The 18,041-nt window shown below is 62.8% G+C and carries 13 protein-coding genes; 9 read left to right on the plus strand and 4 right to left on the minus strand.

Annotation, left to right across the window (positions count from 1 at the left end; genetic code table 11):
• The first annotated feature begins 1,085 nt into the window (after positions 1-1,085).
• From ACFMO7_RS18865 to ACFMO7_RS18880, 4 genes are all read left to right on the plus strand, one after another.
• The gene (locus ACFMO7_RS18865; RefSeq protein WP_376797038.1) at positions 1,086-1,379 is read left to right on the plus strand and encodes a hypothetical protein; all 294 of its coding nucleotides are present in this window, start codon (positions 1,086-1,088) and stop codon (positions 1,377-1,379) included.
• A 561-nt stretch (positions 1,380-1,940) separates the two neighbouring features.
• Positions 1,941-3,188 carry an alpha/beta hydrolase family protein gene (locus tag ACFMO7_RS18870; RefSeq protein ID WP_376797039.1) on the plus strand — a complete coding sequence of 416 codons (1,248 nt, stop codon included), beginning with the start codon at positions 1,941-1,943 and terminating at the stop codon, positions 3,186-3,188.
• A 38-nt stretch (positions 3,189-3,226) separates the two neighbouring features.
• Positions 3,227-3,526: a hypothetical protein gene (locus tag ACFMO7_RS18875; protein ID WP_376797040.1), complete on the plus strand. Its 300-nt coding sequence runs from the start codon at positions 3,227-3,229 to the stop codon at positions 3,524-3,526.
• Positions 3,527-3,850: 324 nt separating this feature from the next.
• A complete protein-coding gene (locus tag ACFMO7_RS18880) occupies positions 3,851-4,543 on the plus strand; it encodes an HAD family hydrolase (RefSeq protein WP_376797073.1) in 693 nt (230 codons plus the stop codon).
• Positions 4,544-5,051: 508 nt separating this feature from the next.
• Here ACFMO7_RS18880 and ACFMO7_RS18885 read toward each other — a convergent pair.
• From ACFMO7_RS18885 to ACFMO7_RS18895, 3 genes are all read right to left on the minus strand, one after another.
• Positions 5,052-5,882 (minus strand): phosphosulfolactate synthase, encoded by an 831-nt coding sequence (locus tag ACFMO7_RS18885; protein ID WP_376797041.1) that lies wholly within the window; start codon positions 5,880-5,882, stop codon positions 5,052-5,054.
• Between the two features lie 263 nt (positions 5,883-6,145).
• Complete coding sequence (locus ACFMO7_RS18890) at positions 6,146-7,534, minus strand: MmgE/PrpD family protein (RefSeq protein ID WP_376797042.1); 1,389 nt, start codon at positions 7,532-7,534, stop codon at positions 6,146-6,148.
• Between the two features lie 83 nt (positions 7,535-7,617).
• Complete coding sequence (locus ACFMO7_RS18895) at positions 7,618-8,496, minus strand: IclR family transcriptional regulator (RefSeq protein ID WP_376797043.1); 879 nt, start codon at positions 8,494-8,496, stop codon at positions 7,618-7,620.
• Positions 8,497-8,693: 197 nt separating this feature from the next.
• Between ACFMO7_RS18895 and ACFMO7_RS18900 the strand changes: the two genes are divergently transcribed.
• From ACFMO7_RS18900 to ACFMO7_RS18920, 5 genes are all read left to right on the plus strand, one after another.
• Positions 8,694-9,491, plus strand: coding sequence for a hypothetical protein (locus ACFMO7_RS18900; RefSeq protein WP_376797044.1), 798 nt, complete (start codon positions 8,694-8,696; stop codon positions 9,489-9,491).
• A 254-nt stretch (positions 9,492-9,745) separates the two neighbouring features.
• Positions 9,746-10,492 carry an ABC transporter ATP-binding protein gene (locus tag ACFMO7_RS18905; RefSeq protein ID WP_376797045.1) on the plus strand — a complete coding sequence of 249 codons (747 nt, stop codon included), beginning with the start codon at positions 9,746-9,748 and terminating at the stop codon, positions 10,490-10,492.
• 665 nt (positions 10,493-11,157) lie between these two features.
• Positions 11,158-12,534: an RNA-guided endonuclease IscB gene (gene iscB / locus ACFMO7_RS18910; protein WP_376797046.1), complete on the plus strand. Its 1,377-nt coding sequence runs from the start codon at positions 11,158-11,160 to the stop codon at positions 12,532-12,534.
• Between the two features lie 45 nt (positions 12,535-12,579).
• Positions 12,580-13,542, plus strand: a complete 963-nt coding sequence (locus tag ACFMO7_RS18915; protein WP_376797047.1) for a ribokinase — start codon at positions 12,580-12,582, stop codon at positions 13,540-13,542.
• Positions 13,543-13,920: 378 nt separating this feature from the next.
• Positions 13,921-15,669 (plus strand): family 10 glycosylhydrolase, encoded by a 1,749-nt coding sequence (locus ACFMO7_RS18920; RefSeq protein WP_376797048.1) that lies wholly within the window; start codon positions 13,921-13,923, stop codon positions 15,667-15,669.
• A 157-nt stretch (positions 15,670-15,826) separates the two neighbouring features.
• On the opposite strand, the gene ACFMO7_RS18925 is transcribed toward ACFMO7_RS18920, so the two are convergent.
• A complete protein-coding gene (locus ACFMO7_RS18925; RefSeq protein WP_376797049.1) occupies positions 15,827-18,010 on the minus strand; it encodes an alkaline phosphatase family protein in 2,184 nt (727 codons plus the stop codon).
• Positions 18,011-18,041: the final 31 nt, after the last annotated feature.

The following is an 18,041-nucleotide window of genomic DNA, read 5'->3' on the forward strand; positions in this document are numbered from 1 at the left end:
GTATGGAATACGCTCTGACTTGCCATCAACACTCAGGTCCATGCCTATCTCCACACAATGCCGATTCTTAACCAGCTTGCCACCATTAAGCATATCACACCGGAGCGGGATTAGCACATATAGAAGCGTCCACTATTCAGCTAAGAGTAGGAAAGCTCTCCCCAACCCTTCTTGTCCTCTTCTTCTCTGCTTGCTTGCTACTCCCGCCCGATGCCCCTGGCCTTCCTCCTGAAATATTGTACGCAGCCCTGCGACCAGTTACAGCAGCGGAGCGTTCCTTACTCGCCCCCCTGCAACCTGGCTCCTTGATGGGCAGGCGCCACCTGCCCCTCTGTCTCGTCTCGCTGCCAGCGAGATCGAGTTGCTCGCAATCTGGAAGACGGGTGGGAAGCTGGATGTTTGACAGTATTTGGTTCGATGCTGTATACTGCCTTTACGAGCAAGCTAGCATGCAAATCGCTCGGGATGTCTACTAATCGAGTATGTCGGACCGAATAAGTCTGCAACGGCTTGCTGAGGCAGAGGCAGCGTCCGCCGCTAAGCCCGCTCGCGCAACCGCTGAAAGAGGTTGGCGGACCTCGGACGGCAGCAGGGCGCGCGGCTAGAGGCAGGCGCCTGTATCCCAGGTACCTGCTGTAGCGCCAGGATGGAGTTGGAATTCCCCGCCCGATACGCGGGAGACGCACCTTGGAGCCGTCTGGCGAGGGCGAGGCGGTACAGGCCAGGCGGGCTTTTTGCCTCGGCTTGCGCCGCAGGTCAAGCGGCTCTCGCGAGGTCCCGGCATTGGAAAGCTCCTGTTGCCCGGTCCAGTGTCCTGCCAAAGGCATGGGGCCGCTCCTGTGCGCGGACTTTCCAGCTTCGACGTCTACCTCCTCCGGTTTCTGCAGCGGAGCGACGTCTGATGGCTATTCCGGCGCGGCGGCTCTTCTCCAGGTAGCAAGGCCGGGCTTGCGGGATCATTGCGCTATGTGAAGGCCAGCTCTCGCCGCTCGGTCCGCCCAGCGCGGCGAGGGATGGCTTCCGTTCTTATTTTCTCTTCTCTCGCTTCCATTTCTGCTGGACCTGGTGAAAGGAAGATAACTGCGATGCAAGGCACGATTCGTAAGTATCGCGTTGATAGTGGCAAGGTGATTACGGTGATTCAGCGCATTCAGGAGGATCTTGTTCCTCTGGTGCGTCGCCTGCCCGGCTTCATGGGCTTCTATGTCCTCAACCGCGAGGATCAGCTCGTGACGATCAACCTCTCTGCCGATCCGCGCCAGCTCCGCGAGGCCGACGAGGTGGCCTCTACCTGGATGGGGACCCTCGGTAGCTCTGTGGTGCTCGTGTCGCAGGAGGTGATTAGCGGTCCCGTGGTGGTGGAGGCCGCCGCCGACTGAGGGCAATCAGATCAGACCTGGACTTGTCCCAAGTCTGCGAAGGAATGAAGGCGGCTTCCTCACAGCTGCCTCCCTGGAGGGACAGCCCGCGCCTGGCAGTCGCTGCCTCCGGCAAGGCTCTGGCCCGGCACGCGTGGCTGCCCTTTTGCGTTCTTGCTCCGTTGCCATTTGCTCATCCTCTGATTCTTTGGTCTTCTGGCTCCCCGATCGGAGTCTTGTGAGCCGTTGCTGATGGGCTGCCTCTTTCGTTTGGGACAGTGAAGTACGCTGTTGTTCCTGCTTCTGCCCCCGAGGGAGGCGGCTATGTATGTAAGGCTCCCACTACGCCCGCAGCCGCTTAGCTGTCGCCTACTGCCCTGGCTCCCACTCCGGCTTGTGGGCCGTTGCCATCTTCTTTTTTCTCCCTCCTCTGGCCAGCGGCGACCGCCACTGGCTTTCATCCGGTCAGCAGGTTGGTTTCTCTCCGCGAAGGCAAGGCGCCAGGCGGGGCCGCTGGCGCCGGCGGATGAGACGGTCTGCTTCCAATCTGAGGCCTCTTCTACTCCCACACCTCCCGGCAGTGTGCCAACTCAAGCAGCCTCTTCTCCGACTGGGAGCGTCGCCCAGGGAGCTGGGCCGTCTGCTCACTCTGCCCGACGATCCCGACCAGCCCATCGTCGAGCGGCCTTCCTGGCTCAGGGCGCGCTGACCCTGCTGACCCTGCTCGGCCTGGGGCTTTCTCTGACTCCCTGGGGACGGGCCGGCTTGCGAACCGGACTGCTGCTGCCGGCACTGCTGAGCGTTTCTCAGGGACCTGCCTTCACGCTCTTTGGCGAGCCGATCTCGTTTAGACGTACGACGCTCCCTTCTCCAGTCAGTGGCTCTATCTACCTGGACCTGTATGCGCCAGAGAACTCCGCGCCTTTGATTCCGGGACGCCGTCAGGCCCTGGTGGTGATCGCCGGTCTGGGTGATAACCGCGCCGATAGTCAACTGGTGAACTTTGCGCGCTCGCTGGCGGGCGATGGCATGGTGGTGGCCATTGTTGGCACGCCGGCTCTCTTCGACTTTGTCCTGCGTCGTGAGGATAGCGCGGCGGTAGTACAGGTCTTCGAGCTGCTGGCTCGCCGCCCCGATGTTGATCCTGCCCACATCGGCCTGGTTGGCTTCAGCGCCGGCAACGCTCTCGCTTGCTTCGCGGCCGCCGATCCGCGCATCCGCCACCAGGTGGCCTTCGTGCTTTCCTTCGGCGGCTTTTTTGAGGCAACGACGCTGCTGGCAGCCATTGCTACCCATCAGTTAGAGGTCGATGGACGGAAACAGTCCTGGACGCCTTATTACGTGCCCCTTCAGGCCCTAGCCCATACGCTGAGCACCATTCTGCCGCCCCACGAGGCGGCCCTTCTGCGTGCGGCCTTTGCCCAGAACGGCAGGCCGCTGACAGCCGCGGAGCTGAGTCAGCTTGCTCCCAGCACGCGCGCCGCCTACCATCTGCTCGCCGGCGACCAGCCCCAGCGGGTGGCGGCTAATCTGGCGGCCCTCTCTCCCCAGATGCGCGCCTTGCTGACTCAACTTTCTCCGGCGAGGGTGGTAGCCGCGATTGCTGCCCCTGTTTTCTTGCTCCATGATCGCAGCGATGCTTATGTTCCATTTACGGAAACGCTGGCGTTCGCCGCCGCCCTTGAGCGCCTGCATCATCCCTACGATCTGGCAGAATTCGGGATTTTCCAGCACGTCGAGGTACGGAGTGGCCTCAGCCCGCTACAGTTGCTCGGCGATAGCAGCCGCCTGGCCACCATTGTCTGGAAGATTACACTCGTCGGCTCGTAAGGTGCCTTCTCCAGGCACAGAGAGGGAGGCTTGCAGCAATGATTCCTTTGTCGGCTCTGGAACTGACGGGTCTGTGGCTGCTGGTGGGGCTGCTCTGTGGCTTGCTTGGCTGTCTGGGTCACGTCGGCTGGCGCCAGGCTGGCTGGCGCGCCTGGCTCTTGCTTTCCGGTCTGGCGATGGCGGGCGCAGAGCTTGCCGGCTGGCCGGCGGTCTGGCTGCTGGGGAAACCAGCGGCCAGCGCCCTGGCCCTGGGCTGCGCCGCTCTGGTGGCGCTGGTCTTACCGCTTTTCTTGCCAGTTCGTCCGGAGGCTATGGTCCCTCGACGGTCCCCAGAGTGAGGAACCGAACCGGCCAGGCTAAAGATGGAGGGAGCGGGCGACGAGGAGGACCGTCCGGCCCTCCTCTCCTGCCAGGTCGCCCGCTCGGCTCTCTTTTCTTTTCTCTGGCTTCAGGGCGAAAGCGGTAATGCCCTGGAATAATGTCTTGCCTGTCGCTCTTTTTTGTCGCCTGGGGAATCGGATGGGGCAGGCTCTGCCCTGCCGGGACCGCCAGGTATGCGCTATAATAGCCTCCGATAATGATGAAAGCCTTGCCGGGCGTGCGGCAACGTCAGGCAGGAAGACAAATAAGAACAGCCAGGAAGGAGAGACAGGCGCGTGACGATGACCAGGGAGGCCGGGGCGAGCCGCCCTTTCCAGGCCGTGCTTTTCGACTGGGATGGAACGATCGCTGACTCAACCCAGGGTATGATGGCCGCCATGCAGTTTGCCTATAAGCAACACACAGGGCGCGTCTTCCCGCGCAACATGGAAGAATTCCGCGAGATTTCGCCGCTGCGCCTGGCCGAAAGCACGGCCCGCTACGCCGGTCAACAGGCCGCCGAGGTAGCCGCCTCCTACCTCTGGTACTATACGCATGAAGGCTACCGCTCGACCCGCCTCTACCCTGGTGTGCGCGCCCTTCTAGAGGAGCTGCGCCGGCGCGGCTATCCCTTAGCGGTAGTGACCAACACAGGACCAGAGCGCCTCTCGGTCGACCTGCTGCACCTGGAACTGAGGGCACTGGTGCCGGTCACGGTGACCTCCCAGGATACCAGGGAGCGCAAGCCTCATCCCGCCCCACTCCTGAAGGCCCATGAAAAGCTTATCGCCGCCGGCTTGATTGCGGCGGAGACGCCACCAGAGGCCCTGGCCTATGTGGGCGACCATCCTGGAGATATGGCCGCCGCCCGCGCTGCAGGCATGGCCGCCATTGCAGCTCTCTGGGGTGGCATTTTTCCGCCAGAAAGCCTGCTGGCCGAGCACCCCGCCTACCTGGTCCATCAGCCAGCCGAGCTGCTCGCGCTCTTCCCGTAAGCGACCAGGAGGGAGCGGCTCCTCATCTATGAACGCGGGAGATTCGCTGGCCAGCGGTCGCTATCTGACGCGATCCAACAACCTTGCTCGCGGAAACAGGCCAACCAGCAAGCAGCGCCATCGCCTGGGCGCTCCCAGAAGCACTATTCACCGAGCACGCGACGGTGGATCGGACGGTGGCCAGAGGCAGGAATGGCCCGTCCGAGTGAGGATGTGAGGGCTGGCGGGAGCACCTGATCGGCAGCCGCCGCGCTGCTCTTGCTCTTTGGCAATCCACTGCCCCAGTGGCGGGGCGGGCCGATATTCCTTGCAACCGTGCGCAGAACGCTCGAGAGAGAAGCGCGCCGCCTGGCCAGGGGATCAGGCCCTTTATCGGCGAAGGGAGCGGGCAACCCAGGCAGAGGGGAGAGCGAGTCTTCAGCTCCCCCCTTCTCTGAACAGCCAGGACCGATCGATCCGACATGAGGTATTCCTTCCGCTGCTGGCTGACAAGCCAGCCAGCCCGGCCTCAGGAGCCAGTCCCCTTGTAGGTGAGGATCCGGCCCCAGACGCTCTTCGTGCCCCAAATGCCCGATCGCAAGCACTCGAGCTGGACGATCTGGCTATGATCGACAAAGAGATTGACCTCGGGACCATAGTTCTTGATGTACCAGGTGAAGACTTCGGGATCGGCGGCCTCGAACATCACCTTTTCCAGGCCCAGCTCGGCGATGATCCTGGCCACAGCATCGGTGCGCCAGGTCTTGACGTTCTCAGTGATCCCCTCGGACTCGATCATAATCATGTAGGCGCCGGCCTCCAGGAAGCGTCTGGCCTGGGCAATGGCCCAGCCGACATCGCGCGTTCCCTCAGCTTCCAGCTCCTCAACACTCGTCGCCCCTCCGGCACCGAACTGAATGCCCACCTCGGGCTTGGCCTTCAGCCCCTCCTTCTGCACCTTCTCCACCAGGCGCAGCCAGTCATCGATGGGGATCGTAATGAAGCCGCTGGAGATCTCGATAATGTCGAACCCCAGATCGCGGCACTCCTTAATATAGCGGTCAACCGCCTGAGCGCCCTGAGTGAGGACGTACTCGATAAAGCCGCCGGTCGAGACCAGCACGTTGTAGCGGTGGGCGGTCTCGTTTAACTCGCGCACAGCCCTGGGCGGCATCAGCGTGAAGGAGCCGCCGGCGTACTTGAGCGAGTCGACGTACTCGCCCATCGTCTCCAGGACATCTTCGAGGTAGCGCTTCCCCATCGCCGTATAGTAGGGACCACGAATCTCGGTGATACCGCGCGTTCGCGGCTTGCTCTGCCGCTCATTGGTACGCAGGAAGGTAAAGCCACGCTCTGCCATTGTCTTCCCTCCTTACTCTACTCTGGCCTCTTGCTTTCGTTCTCTTACTTACTACAACACCTGGGGTTAGCTGCCGAGGGACCGCGCGCGCATCGCGCCATCTGTAGGAGCGGCCAGGCGCGGCGCGGGGGAAGGACAGCAGGCAGGCCAGCGGAGAGAGCGCCGGAAGAGGCCTTGCGCTCTGACCGCGGCTTCTGTCGCTGGCCTACCTGACTGTCTGTCTGCCCACCGTCACAACCACCTCGACCCGGGCCGCTTCGGCACTAGAGGGCTGGCCCGCCGGCAGCCGGCAGACGTACCTGGGCCAGCAAAGCAGTAAGCTGGCGCACTGGCACCTCGTCCAGATGCTGAACAGTCTCAGCGATCGCGCGCCGCAGCTCGCCGTCGGTGTAGGGAGCCGCCAGGCTCTCGAACTTCTCGAGAGCCTGCTCCCAGCTCAAGGGGCGGCTATAGAAGCCCGGATAGTCGGCAATCTCCAGATCGTAGCGCCGCCCATCGGTCAACAGGATTCGGATGCGACAGGGCATCTCGGCAGGAAAGCGGGCACTCAAGTCGTCGGCAGGCCGCACCTCGACTTTGCGCAGCAGGGTCTGCACATCACTGGCCGCGATACGCTCCGGGCGGTACTGCTCGGGGGTCACCTTGCCATCGAGCAGGGCTACAGCCACCATGTAGTGGAGACTATGATCGGCCTCCTCCTTGGTACGTACAATGCGCTTGTCGCCCTCCTCTCCGCCGCCGATGATATGATAGGCCACATCGAAGGTATCGATCTCGATGCGCTCAATCTGCTCGGGCTGCAGCTTATACTGCTCTCGCAATTGTAGAATGCCTTCCAGAGTCGGCTGAGAATGGAACTCAGCGTTGTACTTCTTAATACTGGTTCGCCGGACAATCTCCAGATTCTCAGAAGACCAGTCGAGGGTAAAGCGTCCGGCGATGCTCTCCATGAACCCCTTGTTGCCCTCGAAGACCTCAGCCGGCCCGGTCAGGCCGCGCATCGCCAGAAAAGTAGCATGGGTGCCCGCATGAGCCACCGCCGGGTAAGCCAGGCCCTTCCAGTGGGAGATGCTGCCGGTACGAGTGACGCGCAAGGCATTGTAGGCGGTTCCGCTGATGGCAATAGCGTTAGCCGTGCGCTGAGCATCGAGGCCCAGGGCGCGTGAGACGCCGGCCGCCACGGCATAGGTTCCCTCGACCGTATGGTCGAAGCCCCTGGCCCGCACGGGGGCCACCTCCGACAGGCGGCATTGCACCTGATAGGCCACAGCCAGAGCCGTCAGGAGATCCTTACCGCTGCGATCAGCATACTCGCTGGCCGCCAGGACCGCCCCTAGATTATCGCTGGGATGGCAGCTTTCCCCCTTGGCAATAAAGGTATCGTTGTAGTCGAGATAGCGCACCAGGGCGGAGTTATAGAACGCCGCTCGGTCCGGAGCCGTGCGTCCTCCGCCAATCAAGGTCGAGAGCGGATTGCCCCCAAAGTCCTTGATCTGTTCGCGTAAAATAGCCAGAGGTCGCCCCTCCAGGGCCCCAATGGCACACCCCAGCGAGTCGAGCACCCGAATCTTTAGCTCACGGCGCGCCTCGTCCGAGAGATCCTCATAGCTACTGCGGACCACAAAGTTCGCTAGCTCTTCAACGAGCGTCATGGTTGGTGACCTCCTTCCTTCCCAATGGCAGCACTCCCCAAGGGAGTAGCTGGTTTCACAGACACCTTCACTCACTCACTCACTCACGGCGTGCGCGGCGGCTCAGCGCCGACACCGTTGTGGCGCCGGTGGCGCTGTTCTTGCCCCTGCCGCTGCACTCCCTCGGCGCTGGCAGCCCTAACAGCATAGCCCATGTCGTAGGAAGCACGGCGCGCGGCCTCACAGACCAGGGGAATAGCTCGCTCCCGCTGCTCCGGCCCAAGTCGGGCGGCTGGCGCGACGAGCGTGAGAGCCGCCGCTACCTGGCCCCCACTATCAAAGATGGGTGCGGCCAGGCCGGCCACCCCCACGACCCGCTCCCCCTCGCTGTAGGCCCATCCCTGGCGCCGTACCCTCTCTAGCTCCCCCAGAAAGGCTCCCTCGTCCCAGCTCAGCCCCCTGGCGGCAAGCTGGCCATCAAAGCGCTCGTGACTGGCCCGCGCCAGAGCCAGGCGCTCTTCGCCCGGCAGCCAGGCCAGCAAGACCTTGCCAGCAGCCCCCCGATGCAGCGGCAGCGGGGCTCCGATGTCGGCAAAGGGGCGCAAATTGTGGGGACTGCGCACGACTTCGATGACGACCCGCGTCTCGTGCTGACGAATATGCAGCTCCGCGTTCTCTCCCGTCTGGCCGTTCAGCCAGGTGAGATGCGGCAGGGCCTGCCTGCGTACGTCAATGCTCTCAGCCACAAGCAAGCCGAGACGCAGCAGGGTCAGCCCTAAACGAAAGCGCGAGCCTTCCTTCATCAGCAGTCCGTGCTCGGCCAGGGCCTGGGCCAGACGGTAGACAGTTGGCAGCGGCAGCCCGGTCCGCTCGGCAATCTCCTGGGGCAGGAGGGCGCTTTCCCCCCGCGGGAAGGCCCCTAAAATGGCCATCGCCTTGTCTAAAACCCCCACGCGCGTCCCGCGCGCCTCCTCCGACGGCATCGCTTCAGCGCCTCCTTTCCACATAGTGGAATTCTATCCACATAATGGACGCCTCAGTATACCATATGAACGCCACCCTGTCAAACTGGCCACCGCCGCAGGCGACTCGACTCCCGGCCGGCCCTCTGCTATAATGGGAGCTGGTGATGGCATACTTGAGCGGACCTATCGCATGATAGCAGCAAAAGGAGCAGCCGATGAGCATTCTAGAAAGCATTCAACATGGCTTAGAGAAGGCGGCCCAGCAGGCAGCGCGTCTGGCCCGTATTCAGCACCTTCAGCTAATACTGAATGATCTGAGCTACAAGGCCAGCCAGGAGCATCGGACGCTCTCCGACAAAGTCATGGAGCTGTATTTCAACGGGCAACTCAGCCAAAGCGAGCTACTGCCCCTCTGTCAGAATCTGGCCACGCTGGAGCAACACATCAAAGAACTACAGCAGGAGCTGGATCGCCTTCATGGCGAGGGGCAAGAAGAGGGCCAGCTACCGGTGGCGGACTCCGGCCCTCTGCCCATGAGTCCGTCCGGCGGCACCGCCCCTTCACCGGCGGCCTACCCGTCCTATCCATCAGCCTTTCCAGGCCCGGCTGGCTATCCGGCCAGCGGACCAATCGCCTACCCTTCGCCGATGGTCGCCCCTCCGGGGCCAGCGCCCAACGCGAGCCTGGGAGGCGCTCCTCCTGCGAGCTACGTTCAGCCGGCACCATCCGGGTCCGCCATGCCTGTCTCCGATGGATCGACAGTCGTAGCGCCCTTCAACCCCGAGCCTACCACAGCAACAGCTCCCCCATCTGTCGACGTCCAGGGCGCTTCGCAAGCTACACCTGGCCAGGAAACCGTTCCCGAGCTGGAGAGAGAGGCTCCGCCGCTGGGAGCCTTGCCAGAGAGCGCCCTGCGTCCAGCCTCAGCGGCAGCACCCCCTCCATCTTCGGTGCCAGCCTCCCGCGAGGCTACCAGTCAGAGCGCTTCCAGCGAAGAGCCTTCTCGCCCTTAGCGGACCAGCCGCCAGAGGGAAGAAAGCAAGAGAGTACGGACGCGACGGGAGCGGCCTTGCCGCCGGTTGAGCAGCCAGGCCAGCCGCTCCGAACCAGGGGCCTGGCCTGGTTGGTAGACCAGTCAAGCATCTTCGCCTCACCTTGCGCTTGCGGCTGGCCCGCGCTACACTGACAGAGGGAGGGTGCTGCGCACTCCTCAAGCGATCCGATCGGCAAGAGCGGGAGCCGTCTTCAGACAAGAAGGGAAAGGAGCATGTCCAGCAGAGCCATCCCCAGCTTACCACGACAACAGGAGTTGATCGTCGAGGCCGTCGACGTGCGCAAGGACTACGGGGAGGGAGAGCTTAAGGTTCAAGCCCTGCGCGGGGTCAGCCTCCAAATCCGGCGCGGCGAGGTTGTGGCTATCATGGGGCCCAGCGGCTGCGGTAAGACCACCCTGCTTAACTGCCTCAGCGGCCTGGATCGGGCAACCTCTGGCACAATCCGCATAGCCGGCCAGAATATTCAAGAACTCACCGATAACGAGCTGACAACCTTCCGCGCCCGCGCTATGGGCTTTATCTTTCAGAACTACAATTTATTGCCAGTCCTGACAGCCGTGGAGAACATTGAATTGCCCCTGCTGGTGAGTGGGGTGCCTCCCCGCGAAGCGCGCCAACGAGCCTTGGACAGCATTGAGCAGGTCGGGCTGAGCCGCTGGGCGCGTCACCGCCCGGCGGAGATGAGCGGCGGGCAATGCCAGCGAGTGGCTATTGCCCGCGCTCTGGCCACTCGTCCAGCTATCGTCTGGGCCGATGAACCGACCGGAGCCTTGGACAGCGAGGCCAGTCAGGAGATTCTCGACCTGATGCTCTCCCTGAACCGCGAGCAGGGGCTGACCTTTGTCTGGGTCTCGCACGCACCGGAGGTCGCTCGCCGGGCTCAACGCCTGATCACGATGCGCGACGGGCGTATCGAGGACGATCGTTCTCTTGTCGCTGCCCATGCCGATGAAGCCTAGCTTTGCCATCAGGCGACAGAGACAGCATGTATCGCAGTGCAGCCAGCAAGCCCCCTGCCTTCTGGCCTGGGGAGTAGTCATATCTCTTCTTCTTGTTGTACCCTATAATAGAGATATCTTTCGACCGACAGGTAGCTCGACAAGCGGCCAAAGGGAGTCATAGACCCCACGGCCTTAGCCGTGGGGCTTGAAGGTGCCTGAAGGTGCCTGAGAGCCTTCAGCGCAGGCCGACCCCTATGACCAGCCCCAGCGCCGGAGTCCGAAGGACAATGGCGTCGAGTTGGGATCGGGCGGCCGGACGAAGCGCAATCGGACCGAACAGGGGTACCCGAAGAAACACTGGATCGACGCGGCTGGTGCGGGGAATCGGGAGAGTGTGTGCGACTTGACCCGGATATGCGGATTTTGCGGGTCGAGGCGAAGGGGCACGGGAAGCGGCAACGGTGCGGGACGGACAAGTACAGGGTTTCCCATTCGGCACACGCCTGCCGCAAAGTCGTACATGGGGTTCCGAACGGGGGACCTTGTGCGGGCTCATATCCCGCGCGGGAAGGATGCGGGTACGCACGTTGGACGCCTTGCTAGCCGGCATCGGCCGATTTTCAGGCTCCACGGGTTCGACGTGCACCCGAAATACTGGAAGCTTTTGCAGCGGGGTGACGGGTATGCGTACAGCATGGGATGACCCCGGCGTCTCCTTCCCACGGCTAAAGCCGGGGGCCCCCGACGCCGGGAATGGTTGGGTGGGGGAATCCGAAGTTCAGCCGATGCAGGTCAAACTGGACCCGGGGTCAAAGGTCACGGGCGTGGCCGTGCTCTGGGGCAATGGAGTGATGTTCCTGGGGGAGATCCATCATCGGACAGACATCAAGGATCGACTGGCGAAACGTCGGGTGCTCCGGCACGGCCGGCGGAACCGCAAGACGCGGTACCGGCAGCCCCGTTTCCTGAACCGGCGCTCGGAGAAGTGCGCCGGGTGCGGGAAGAATGCGAAACACGGTAGCCGGTTCTGCCGCAAGCGCGGAGAACGGCCGAAGGATAACGGGAACCGCAACACATGGCTGCCTCCGTCGCTTCGGGCGCGGGTGGAGCAGGTGATGAACGCTCTCCAGCAGATCCGGGTGCCAGTGGGAGTGATTGCGATGGAGTTGGTACGGTTCGACACGCAGAAGCTGGAGAACCCGGAGATTTCGGGTGTCGAGTACCAGCATGGGAATTTGTCTGGCTACGAGGTCAAGGAGTACCTGCTCCAGAAATTCGGCCACCGGTGTGCGTACTGCGGGGGTGAATCGGGTGACCTGGTGCTGGCAGTGGAGCACGCGGTTCCTCGATCCCGAGGAGGGACCGACCGGGTGTCGAACCTGGCGATTGCCTGCCGGACGTGCAACCTGGACAAGGGGGATTTGCACCCCGGGGAGTGGCTGAAGGCTCTCAGGAGATCCCGCCGGAAACTGGACAAGATCCAGGCGTCGAATCTGCCGGCGGCACTGGGGCAACTGAAGCGACCGCTGAGAGACGCCGCGGCCGTGAATGCAACCCGGTGGGCGCTGTACCACCGGCTTCTGTCCCTGGGCCTGCCGGTGGAAGTGGGGAGTGGGGGTCGGACGACGTATAACCGGGAGCGGGCAAGGGTCCCGAAGGAAGCCTATTGGGACGCAGCGTGCGTGGGGGAGAGTGCCCCAGAGGCATTCAGGGATCATCCGGCGCACGTGCAGGTCTGGGAGGTAAAAGGGCGAGGGAGTCGGCAGCTTTGCCGAACGAACACGCATGGTTTTCCGGATCGCCATTTGTCGCGGAAGAAGAGTCACTATAGTTTTCAGACAGGGGACCTGGCGTTGGCCGACGTACCAAAGGGGAAATACGCGGGAGTATGGAAAGGCCGGGTAGCGGTGCGTGCGAGCGGGATGTTCGATTTGTTTGTAAAAGGAGTGCGGGCTGTCCAGGGAGTGCACCACAAACATTGCAGGGTGTTGCAACGGGGTGACGGATGGGTGTACGGACAGGCAAGGACAAATGTTGTCGCGGCTCCTCCCCATGCCTAAAGGCAGGGGACTCCGCCGCGAAGTTTCTGTTGAGGGGGTCCTCTTATGGGTAGAGTCATTGTTCTCGGCAGCCTGATGACCGACCTGGTGGCCCGTGCGCCTCGTTTCCCCTTCCCCGGGGAATCCTTGATCGGCGAGGAGTTTGGCATCTTCATCGGCGGCAAAGGCTTCAATCAAGCGGTGACCGCCGCTCGCCTCGGCGCCCAGACCAGCCTGATCGGCAATGTGGGCCAGGATTCCTTCGGCGATGCCTTCTTCCCCGCGCTGGCCGCCGAGGGTGTCGACTGCACCTATGTCAGCCGCGATGCGTCGACCGGAACAGGCGTGGGCTGCGTGACGGTGGCGACAGAGATCGGCCAGAACGCGATTATCGCTCTGCCACGCGCCAACCTGACCCTGTCAGCAGAGACGGTGCGCCGCGCAATGGAGGAGCTGCTCAGCTCAGAGCAGGACTCAGAGATGGCAGGACCCGGCGTTTTTTTGACCCAGTGCGAGACACCCGTCGAGACGATCGTCACCGCCCTGTTCAAGGCCCGAGAGGCCGGCTTCGTGACGATTCTCAATGCCGCGCCAATCCCTCAGGAGACGCTCCCCGCCGAGCTGTTCAGGTTGCTGGATATTTTGGTGGTGAATGCGGTTGAGGCCAGCTTACTGGCCGGCCTGACAGTCGATACCGCCATGACGGCCAAAGCAGCCGCCGAACGCCTGCTCGAGCGCGGCCCCGAACACGTGATTATCACGTTGGGCGCGCTGGGCGCAACGTGGTGTACTCATGGCGAGAACGGCGCTCCACCTTTCCATCGCTGGCAACGCGCTTTCAATGTGCCCCAGGTCGATCCTACCGGCGCCGGCGACGCTTTCTGCGGAGCACTGGCAGCCCGCCTCTCAATGGGTGCCCCCCTCGAGGAGGCCCTCCGCTGGGCCAACGCCGCAGGAGCGATCACGGTGACACGCAAGGGCGCTCTGCCTTCCTTGCCTACCCGCGCCGAGGTGGAAGCCTTGCTCTAGTCTCTGCCCCCGCTCCCTGGCTTCTCCTCACCGATGGAGCTTCTTTTATTTATCGACCAGCCAGCCCTCTTGCCCAGGGCGGCACCAGGGAGGCCCCAATTACTCCACCTCCCTGGTGCCGCCCTGGCTTCTGCTTTCTTCACATCGCCGTTGCTCTTCTTTCTCTACCGCTCTTCCACTTCTGCCGCCAGCGAAGGTTATCTACAACCATCTCTATATCATATCGAAGAAATTGATTTTACAGAACCGAAAGAGTGCGCTACAATACCCCTGCATATCGTCACTATTGGCTACATCAATGCCGGTGTGGCAGGGGAGAAGATCTAGATGGGCAAACGTGGTAGTGGCTCTGGAATCTCTGGGTACCTCTGTTGGGTCATGCCGATACTTGTCTGGCTGGCGGTCTTGCCGCCGTCGACGCCAGCGCTGGGGGCGGCAGGTCTCGCGTCGGCCCTGCTCCAGCACGGCATGCGCTTCGATGCAGCAAGCCAGCGCTGGCCTGTCCTCGGCGGGCGCTCATGTTTTCCCCCTTCACCGACTGGCGGTGCTCCCCGTCGGCAGCTCCGCGGGGTCTGGATCGCCACGGTGGCCAATCTCGACTGGCCCTCGCGCCCGGGCCTGCCTGCCGCCGTTCAGCAGGCAGAGGGACGGCGCTTGCTCGACCAGGCAAGGAAGCTGGGCTTCAATGCGGTCTTCGTTCAGGTGCGCCCGATGGGGGACGCCTTCTATCCCTCGCGCTACGCTCCCTGGTCGGCCTACTTGAGCGGCGTCCAGGGGCGAAATCCTGGTTACGATCCGCTGGGCTTTCTGCTGAGTGAGGCCCATCGGCGCAATCTGGAGTTCCATGCCTGGCTGAATCCGTTCCGCCTGAGCTTTCACGACGATCTCGCGGCGTTGGCTCCGAGCAATCCCGCTCGCCAGCATCCCGCCTGGGTGGTACGCTACGCCGGAGCTCTCTATCTGAACCCGGGCCTGCCAGCTGTGCGCCGGCTGCTGACGGCTACTGTTGAGGAGCTGCTGCGGCGCTACGATGTCGACGGGATTCACCTGGACGATTATTTCTACCCATATCCGGTAGGGAAGCTGCCTTTCCCCGACATGCAGACCTACCGCCAGTATGGCGCCGGCCGCTATCGCTCGATCGCCGATTGGCGACGCGCTAACGTGAATGAGCTGATCGCCAGCCTGTCCCAGGAGATCCACCGCCTGCGCCCCTCGGTCAAATTCGGCGTGAGTCCTTTCGGGGTCTGGCGCAATCGCCACAGCGATCCATCGGGATCCGCCACCGAGGCGGCAGTGACAAGCTACGATTCGCTTTACGCCGATACACGCACCTGGATCAGACATCGCTGGCTGGATTACATCGCTCCGCAGCTCTACTGGCCAATCGGCTTTCGCCGCGCCGATTACGCGACGTTGGTGCGCTGGTGGGTCCATGAGGTCCAGGGCCAGCGCGTCCACCTCTACATCGGTCAGGCCGCCTATAAGATCGGAAGCGCCGGCGCCTGGAAGGATGCCGAGGAGATGCCGCGCCACTTGCGCTTCGATCTGGGCCTGGCGGCTGTCAAGGGGGAGATCTTTTTCCGCCTGGGTTCACTCCTGGCCAACCCTCTGGGCTTCGCTTCCTGGCTGCACAGCGCGCTTTATCGCCATCCCGCCTTGATCCCGCCGATGCCCTGGCTGGGGGAAGGTGGTCCGCCGCCGGCCCCAAGGGCTTTGCAGGCGCAACTGCAGCCCCAAGGGACAGGCGTATGGACCTTGATGCTGCGCTGGCAGGCTGGCTCCGACGCTGGGGCCGCGCCGTCCTCTTACGCCATCTATCGCCTGGACGGTCGGGCCCTTCCGGACCCGTGCGCCCTCAAGATTCCTCCTGCCTTGTTGGCAACCCAGCCTCACCGCCAGGCGACCGCCTGGCAGACCTTCGTCGACCACTTAGCCTACAGCGGAGGGACGGTCTATACCTACTATGTGACGGCCCTGAATCGTCTGAACCAGGAGAGCGCAGCCAGCTTCGGCCTGGTCGTGCATCTACCGCCCGCAATGGCCGGGCAGTGGTCCCGACCCGGCCCGCTGGCTAACTCCCCAGAGCTGGCGGTGAAGAGCAGCTTTGGCCCCCTCGCTCGCTGACGCTCAGGTCTGCTCTCCCGTCCCTGACCGAATCTGGAGCTGGGTCCCCAAGCCCCCAGGACCTGCCCGTCCGCCGGTTCTCTGTCACCGGTTGCCGGCTAGCTGACGATCCACCGCATCAGACAACTGATTGCGACTAGAGAACCGGCAGAGAGCGCTAACGCGAGCGCCTGGCTGTCAGACTGTGAGCGCGCTGGAGGAGGTTGTTTCCTTTGGCGAGCAGGACAGCAGTGCGAGATGGGGTCAGCTTCGCCGCGGCTTGCTGTCCGTTGCCTCCAAACTCGGCCCCTTCCAGCAGCGTGAGCAGCTCATCGGCCAGCGAATTGCGCTGCGCAGTCAAGAGCTGGATCTGAGAAGTCATGCGGGTATAGGCACTGTCGTTGTTGGGGCCGCCGCTCTCTAGGGCGAGAGTGGAGATGCGCAGCGTGCTCAGGGCGAGGTCCCCCACAGGGGCGTTGATCCGCTTGAGCAGTTGACCAAGCTGGAGCAGGAAGCCGCGGCTGCGTCGCACCGCCGGCGGCAGAGCGCTGTTGTCCAGGACCTCGATCAGCACGCGCCCATCATGTCGATAGTCGTCTTTGAGGCCCAGCAGCTCCATCATGGTAGGACGAATGTCAGCGTGATCAGCCCAGAGGCTGTCGTTGCGACCTAGATGGCGCACGCCAGGTCCGACCAGTCCCAGCCAGGTTCGGTTGATGTCGGGAGCAACGTCTCCGTGGTTCCAGGCATAGGTGGGGACAACGCGCACGCATGGCGCGTTGCAGTTGGCCGGCCCGGCATAGATGTAGTAGTCGGGGTTGGCGAACCAGACAAAGGTGGGAGTACGGGCCGGGTCAGCGGTGACCATATGCAAGAGCTTCATTTCGACGGGATCGGCCATGTACTGCGTCAGTTGCTCGCTCTTGCCGGTAATAGGATTGACAACAGTGAGTTTGCCGGTCGCTCGCTCAAAGGCCCGCGTCACCGGATCGGTGCGCGCGGGGTTGCCGGTGATATAGATGGCCGGCGCGGAATCGGCGTGGAGCTGAAAGGGGGTGGTGATGCCCTGCTGGGTGGCCAGCAGACCCGTCATGTTAACGTTGATCTCGCCAATGAGGCTGTAGTCACAGGGAACGTTGACCCCATCGCAGTCCGCAGGGGTTGGCGGCCCGCCGACAAAGTGGTCCCCCTCATCGGCAGTGATCACGAAAAGGGTGTTGGCCGGCGTGATACCATCTTGCTCCAGCCGCTGGAAGAAGCGGGCAAAAGCCTGATCGTAGGAACGCAGGGCGGCGACATAGCCAGCCTGGCCAGGACCGAAGGCTGGTCCTCCGGGATGCCTGTCGTGGGCGTCGGCAATGTAGGCATAGGTGACTGGGACCCCGTGCTCTTGCATGGCGGCGACGTAGGCCAGGCTGACACTGGCTTCCATCCCATCGAAGCCAGGGAAGCCAATGTGCCCCTGGGGATCCTGAATGATATGTCCGTCGAGATCGGTCAGCGGCCCGTCAGGGCTGATCTGGGGAACAACGTATTTGTGACCGAAGAGGGCCTGGTAGCCTTCGTAGCCCCCAGGCTCATCGGGCAGACGATCCGGCTTGCCACCACGTTCGGCAGAGCAGAGCGGACTGTTGAGGGCACAGTGAATGCTGATGCCAACGAAATCGGCGTAGGCCTGGCCCGGATCGGCTTTAACTTCACGAGCTTCCGGTGAGTCGGCCCCGAAGACGGTGGGGATATCGGTCCCTGTGTTCTCCAAGACTATGTTGGCCGCCCCAACTCCTCCAACGTTGCACCCGGCTCGCGTGTAGGGCACCCAGGGAGCTGGGGCGTTGGCTCCCAGCTCATTGAGCATGTTGTAGGTCGTGTCGGTCGGCGTCGGATTGGTCGGGTCATAGATGGGATCGGTCCAGTAGGCAAAGGCCGAGGCCGGATTGCTGGTACCGTCAGGGTTGAAATAGCGATAGCTATTGCTGACCGCTACTCCGTGACGATCGGGGTAGACGCCAGTGAGTGAGGTGAGGATGTTGGTCCCGGTATGGGCAATGAGCGGCGTATGGTTATTGGAGAGCATGACGCCGTTGCTCTCGATGAAGTTGAGAAGATGCGGCATCTGCTCAAGGTCAGAGGGGACGTTAGGGTTGTCCCTCATGAGATGCACGTTGTCAAATTGAATGTAGATGACGTGCTCGATGCCACTCTTGAGATGGCAGGTCGCGTTTCCTTCACCGGCCGCCGCGGCAGCCCTGCCAGGCCTGGCCGCCGGCAGGATCAGGTTGATGAGGATGAGGAGCAGACAGCTGATCTCGATCAGTGGGGAGGGTCGCCCCTCCTTGCGTGTGGACCAGATGCGATGCTGCATAGGTTCCTCCTTATATCGCTGCAGGTCCGCT

The organism is Thermogemmatispora sp. (genome assembly GCF_042408735.1).
Taxonomy (GTDB): Bacteria; Chloroflexota; Ktedonobacteria; order Ktedonobacterales; family Ktedonobacteraceae; genus Thermogemmatispora.

Coding starts and splice junctions, on each gene's coding strand:
- ACFMO7_RS18920 (WP_376797048.1), top strand. CDS start 13,921: ATGCCGATACTTGTCTGGCTGGCGGTCTTGCCGCCGTCGACGCCAGCG.
- ACFMO7_RS18885 (WP_376797041.1), bottom strand. CDS start 5,882: ATGGCAGAGCGTGGCTTTACCTTCCTGCGTACCAATGAGCGGCAGAGC.
- ACFMO7_RS18905 (WP_376797045.1), top strand. CDS start 9,746: ATGTCCAGCAGAGCCATCCCCAGCTTACCACGACAACAGGAGTTGATC.
- iscB (WP_376797046.1), top strand. CDS start 11,158: ATGCGTACAGCATGGGATGACCCCGGCGTCTCCTTCCCACGGCTAAAG.
- ACFMO7_RS18875 (WP_376797040.1), top strand. CDS start 3,227: ATGATTCCTTTGTCGGCTCTGGAACTGACGGGTCTGTGGCTGCTGGTG.
- ACFMO7_RS18915 (WP_376797047.1), top strand. CDS start 12,580: ATGGGTAGAGTCATTGTTCTCGGCAGCCTGATGACCGACCTGGTGGCC.
- ACFMO7_RS18895 (WP_376797043.1), bottom strand. CDS start 8,496: ATGCCGTCGGAGGAGGCGCGCGGGACGCGCGTGGGGGTTTTAGACAAG.
- ACFMO7_RS18865 (WP_376797038.1), top strand. CDS start 1,086: ATGCAAGGCACGATTCGTAAGTATCGCGTTGATAGTGGCAAGGTGATT.
- ACFMO7_RS18880 (WP_376797073.1), top strand. CDS start 3,851: ATGACCAGGGAGGCCGGGGCGAGCCGCCCTTTCCAGGCCGTGCTTTTC.
- ACFMO7_RS18925 (WP_376797049.1), bottom strand. CDS start 18,010: ATGCAGCATCGCATCTGGTCCACACGCAAGGAGGGGCGACCCTCCCCA.
- ACFMO7_RS18890 (WP_376797042.1), bottom strand. CDS start 7,534: ATGACGCTCGTTGAAGAGCTAGCGAACTTTGTGGTCCGCAGTAGCTAT.
- ACFMO7_RS18900 (WP_376797044.1), top strand. CDS start 8,694: ATGAGCATTCTAGAAAGCATTCAACATGGCTTAGAGAAGGCGGCCCAG.